At 40.4% G+C, this 5,163-nt stretch carries 5 protein-coding genes and 2 pseudogenes; 2 read left to right on the top strand and 5 right to left on the bottom strand.

Translation table 11 applies throughout. The features are described 5' to 3' along the window. The 5 genes and pseudogenes from SORDD24_RS02470 to SORDD24_RS02450 all read right to left on the bottom strand — a co-directional run. Positions 1-239: pseudogene (locus SORDD24_RS02470) on the bottom strand (A/G-specific adenine glycosylase); the annotation flags it as partial. Between the two features lie 82 nt (positions 240-321). Further along, positions 322-1,296, bottom strand: a complete 975-nt coding sequence (gene pta, locus SORDD24_RS02465) for a phosphate acetyltransferase (protein ID WP_061407140.1) — start codon at positions 1,294-1,296, stop codon at positions 322-324. A 43-nt stretch (positions 1,297-1,339) separates the two neighbouring features. After that, positions 1,340-2,236 carry an RluA family pseudouridine synthase gene (locus SORDD24_RS02460; protein WP_061407138.1) on the bottom strand — a complete coding sequence of 299 codons (897 nt, stop codon included), beginning with the start codon at positions 2,234-2,236 and terminating at the stop codon, positions 1,340-1,342. After that, positions 2,233-3,051, bottom strand: coding sequence for an NAD kinase (locus SORDD24_RS02455; protein WP_061407136.1), 819 nt, complete (start codon positions 3,049-3,051; stop codon positions 2,233-2,235). The genes SORDD24_RS02460 and SORDD24_RS02455 overlap by 4 nt, the downstream gene beginning before the upstream one ends. Continuing rightward, positions 3,035-3,706, bottom strand: a complete 672-nt coding sequence (locus SORDD24_RS02450) for a GTP diphosphokinase (protein ID WP_000151560.1) — start codon at positions 3,704-3,706, stop codon at positions 3,035-3,037. The genes SORDD24_RS02455 and SORDD24_RS02450 overlap by 17 nt, the downstream gene beginning before the upstream one ends. A gap of 129 nt (positions 3,707-3,835) precedes the next feature. Between SORDD24_RS02450 and SORDD24_RS02445 the strand changes: the two are divergent. Together SORDD24_RS02445 and SORDD24_RS02440 are read left to right on the top strand one after the other, a co-directional pair. Next, positions 3,836-4,425: pseudogene (locus tag SORDD24_RS02445) on the top strand (CYTH domain-containing protein). 89 nt (positions 4,426-4,514) lie between these two features. After that, positions 4,515-5,163 (top strand): ribose-phosphate diphosphokinase (locus SORDD24_RS02440; RefSeq protein WP_061407134.1); only part of this gene is annotated, 649 nt, incomplete at its 3' end.

Raw genomic sequence — 5,163 nt, 5'->3', positions numbered from 1 at the left:
TTTGCCAAACTTTCAACAGTTGGAAACCAGTCCAAAAATCGTTCATAGTAGGGAATAACCGTATCTACCCTAGTCTGCTGCAGCATGATTTCAGAAACCCAGATGTGATAAGGATTTTTACTTCTTCGCCAGGGTAAATCCCGTTTGTTTTCATCGTACCAGTTGAGGAGTTTCTCACGGAAAGAGGAAATCTTCTCCTCTGGCCACATGTCAACACCGTATTCTTTCAAATCTAACATATATCTAGTATAACATAGAAGCTTCTAACTGTCCTTTTCTTAGCGCTAAAAAGCCTCTTCCTAAAGGAAAGAGGCCTATTTCTTATTGATGAACCGCTTGTGCAGCAGTGATAAGAGTCAACTTGTAAACATCGTCAGAGTTACATCCACGAGAAAGGTCGTTTACTGGTTTATTCAAACCTTGCAATACAGGACCTACAGCCGCGAAGCCACCAAGACGTTCTGCAATCTTATAGCCAATATTTCCTGCTTCGATACCAGGGAAGATAAAGACAGTTGCTTGCCCAGCAACGTTACTTCCTGGAGCTTTCAATGCTGCAGTTTCAGGGTGGAAGGCCGCATCAAATTGCAATTCTCCATCGATTTCAAGGTCAGGACGCAAATCGTGCGCAATTTTCGTTGCTTCAACAACCTTATCAACACTATCACCAAAACCTGAACCTTTAGTAGAATAGCTTAGCATGGCAATTTTAGGTTCGATGCCAAACATTTTAGCTGTAATAGCTGAGTTGATAGCAATCTCTGCCAAGGCTTCTGCGTCTGGATTGATATTAATGGCACAGTCACCAAATAGGTAACGTTCTGTCCCACGAACCATGAGGAAGGCACCTGAAGTACGAGTTACATTTGGACGAGTTTTAATGATTTGGAGTGCAGGACGAACTGTTGCAGCTGTTGAGTGAGTAGCACCTGATACCATTCCATCAACATAGCCCATGTGAACGAGCATAACACCAAAGTAGTTGACATCTTCAAGCAAAATCTTACGAGCACCTTCTTCACTCATTTTACCTTTACGACGTTCAACCAAGGTAGTAACCATTTCTTCGAATTGAGGATAGTGTTGAGGGTCAATCACTTCATAGCCGTCCATAACCCCTTCAATTTCAAGATAAATTTTGATTTTTTCTGGGTTCCCAAGCAAAACAGGAACAACTTCTGTTTCTTTTACCAAGCGTTTGGTTGCCTGAAGAATACGAGGTTCTTCCCCTTCAGGGAGAACAATACGAGCATTTTTGCCAACTAGGTTGGCTTTGAGATTTTCAAAAACTTCCATGAGTTTTCTCCTTTAAGAAATTAAATTATACTCAAAATAGATTTTAAAGAGTATTAGTTGATAACTGAGTAATAAGATTGTTAAAATCATCTGGCAAGGGGCTTTCCAGCTCTAGCTGACGCTCCAAGAAGGGATGATAAAATGATAAGAAATGGCAATGCAAGGCCTGTCGTTGAATCCCATCGTCTAGGCTACCTCCATAAAGATCGTCCCCCAACAAGGGAAAACCGATATGAGAAAAATGCACTCTGATCTGATGGGTTCGCCCAGTATGCAATTGAATATCGATCAGGTGAATATCTCCATAAGACGCTACAACTTTGTAAGAGGTATGGGCGTATTTTCCACCCTTGGCAACCCTTCTCGTGATAATGGAGTCCACATCACGCGCAATCGGGGCAATAATCTCCCCTTCTGGCTCCAAATCCCCATTGCCCTTAACCAAAGCGAAATAACGTTTTTCGATAGACTTTCGTTGCAGTTGCTTGTCTAATCGTGCATGAGCATAACCGTGCTTGGCAAAGAGCATCAAACCAGATGTATCCCGATCCAGTCTGGTCACGATATGAACCTGCTGGTTTTCATACTCCTGCTTAACATAGTAGCCTTTGATAAAATTCGCAATGGTATTGGAATGATTGACACTGGGAATGGAGGCTACTCCATAAGGCTTATTCAAAACCAAAAAGTGGTCATCCTCATACAAGATATCTAAAGGACGGTCAATGGCTTCAAGGGTTTCAAAGCCTTCCTCTGCTGGAATATCAATGGTAACCCTATCTCCAATATCTAAGAGATAAGTCGCATTCTGAGGTTGAACATTGACTAGGATAGCCCCACCTCGAAACTTTATCTTAGCCAACAGTCCTTTAGAAACCTCGTGTTTCTTCAGAAAGGTTTTGACCTTGACATGTTCATCTGCGATAAATTCGAACCTCATTCGTCCACCTCGCCGATGAAGGCATCTTTGACACGATTCCAGAAACTAGTGTGGCTTGGTGTTGCTACAAAGTGAATCTTGTGATGGTCGATTTGGTACTCAATCCGTTCTATATTTCGGAAAGAATAGGTACTATTGTCAACAGATAGCGTGTGATAGTCATTACGAGTTGGTAAAAGCTCAATTTTGTCTTTCTTCGGAACAATAATTGACGAACCTAGAGTCCGATAAACTCGATTATTGAGACTTGCAATTTCAGTCAGTTGCAAGGCTTCAATGGTAGGATGCAAAACGGCTCCTCCCAAGGATTTGTTATAGGCAGTGCTCCCAGTAGGCGTTGAGACAGTCACACCATCTCCACGAAAGCGCTCGAATGGAACGTGGTTAATGATGATATCTGCAACCATGGTACGGTCTGACCGACGGATACTCGCTTCATTTAGAGCACGGAAGGTTTTTACATCACCGTTTTCAAGAGTCACTTTGACATTCAGGACTGGATAAGAAACCTTGGCTCCAGAATCCAGTTGGAGATTGGTAACCAACTGGTCCAACTCAAAGTCACGGTAATCCGTGTAAAATCCCAAGTGTCCTGTATGCACACCTACAAATCGAACCTTGTCTAACTGATTCTCGTACTTGTGAAAAGCAGACAAAAGCATCCCATCTCCACCAATCGAAATAACGATATCGGGATTTGTATCATTAATTATAAAATGCTGTTTTTTGAGTTTTTCCCTCAGTTTATGTAAAACTTTCTGACTCTGCGGCTTTCTATTAGCTATGAGGTCAACTCGCTTACCTGTATTCTTCATCTGTATCGTCACTATTTCCTACACCGTCGTTTAGTTTTCTACTCAAAGGATCAAAGAGTGCCTGAGCTTCCTGAATGTCATCTCGAATCTTGCCCATTTCTTCATCTAGTTGATGAGCAATTTTGGCAGTGATTTCCAATCTTTCTTTTATTTCCTCTGGAAAGTCCCCCTGGTACTTATAATTGAGCGAATGCTCAATGGTAGCCCAAAAGTTCATAGCCAAGGTCCGAATTTGAATCTCGGCGAGAATGGTCTTAGCCCCATTTATCGTATCTACAGTATATTCGACAACAACATGATAAGAACGATAACCCGACGCCTTACGATGGTTGATATAATCTCGTTCCTGAACGACTCTCATATCGTGACGTTTACGTAGAATTGCAACAACTTCTTCCACGTCATCAACAAACTGAACCATGACACGTAGCCCTGCGATATCTTGCAAGTCATTTTCCAGAGTTGCATAAGTAATTCCTCGACGAGCCATTTTTTCTTTGATACTTTCAATCGGTTTTACCCGACCAGTTACAAACTCGATCGGAGAATGCTTGTTTTGCTTACGGTACTGCTTGCGAATCCCACGAAGTTTAATCTTCAATTCACCAACAGCTTGAATGTAAGGATCTAAAAATTCTTCCCATTCTATGGTCATATTTTCTCCCTTTTAGTATGAGATTGTGCTGTTAAAAATTTTTGATTTTTTCACTACAATCTTATACAATAAATACATTGTACATTATACCATAAATCCGCTTTCAAAGATAAAGAAAAGGTTAGAAAAATGAAACAATTAGAAATTGAACTGAAAACACTACTGAAAAAAGATGACTACAATCATTTAAAAAAACAGTTTGCCCATGTAGCTCCTGTTCACCAAAAAAACTACTACATTGACACGCCTGATTTCCAGTTGCGCGAAAAAAGGTTGCCATGCGCATTCGCGCCCTTTCAGATTGCGCTGAATTAACCTTGAAAGTTCCTCAAACTATTGGAAATATGGAATACAATCAAAAAATGACTCTTCCAGAAGCTGAATATTATTTAGAAAAACAGATCCTACCTCAAGGGATTGTTCTGGAGAAACTTACTGAGATTGGTATTGAAAGCCATAACTGGCTTATTCTAGGTTGTCTTGAAACGATTCGTTACGAAATGGAAACCGATATCGGTTTGATGGCCTTAGATCAAAGCCATTACTTTGGTCAAACCGACTACGAACTGGAACTTGAAGTCAGTGATTTTGAACAAGGAAAAGTCGATTTTCAGCAATTTTTAGATGAAAATCACATAACTTACCAGAAGGCTCCATCAAAATTAATTCGATTCATTAAAAACATGAAAAAAGCTGAAATAATCTCCTTTTTTTGGTAAAATAGAAAAGATAAAAATAATAGAATCTTCATTAAGAAAAAGAAACTTTTCCAAAGAAGATTCACAAAGTTTACAGAGGACGGTCTATAATGTCAGATAGAAACAACATGAAACTTTTCACCCTAAACTCTAACCCAGAAATCGCTCAAAAGATTGCTGATACTGTTGGTGTCCCTCTTGGAAAATTATCTTCACGTCAATTTTCTGATGGTGAAATCCAAGTCAATATCGAAGAGAGTGTTCGTGGGTATGACGTCTATATCATTCAATCAACAAGCTACCCAGTTAGCAACCACTTGATGGAATTATTGATTATGGTTGATGCCTGTGTTCGCGCAAGTGCTCATAGTATCAACGTCGTCCTTCCTTACTTTGGCTATGCGCGTCAGGATCGTATCGCTTCTTCCCGTGAACCACTGACAGCTAAATTGGTTTCAAATATGTTAGTAAAAGCTGGAGTTGACCGTGTTCTAACTCTTGACCTCCACGCTGTACAGGTACAAGGATTCTTCGACATTCCTGTGGACAATCTTTATACAATTCCTCTATTTGCTAAACACTACTGTGACAAAGGTCTTCTTGGTTCTGATGTCGTTGTGGTTAGTCCAAAAAACTCTGGTGTTAAACGTGCTCGTAGCTTAGCTGAATACTTGGATGCTCCAATCGCTATCATTGACTATGCTCAAGATGACTCAGAACGAAGTGAGGGCTATATCATTGGGGATGTTGAAGGTAAGA

The organism is Streptococcus oralis (genome assembly GCF_001579175.1).
GTDB lineage: Bacteria > Bacillota > Bacilli > Lactobacillales > Streptococcaceae > Streptococcus > Streptococcus oralis_O.
This window is presented reverse-complemented; position numbering and strand designations above follow the sequence as displayed.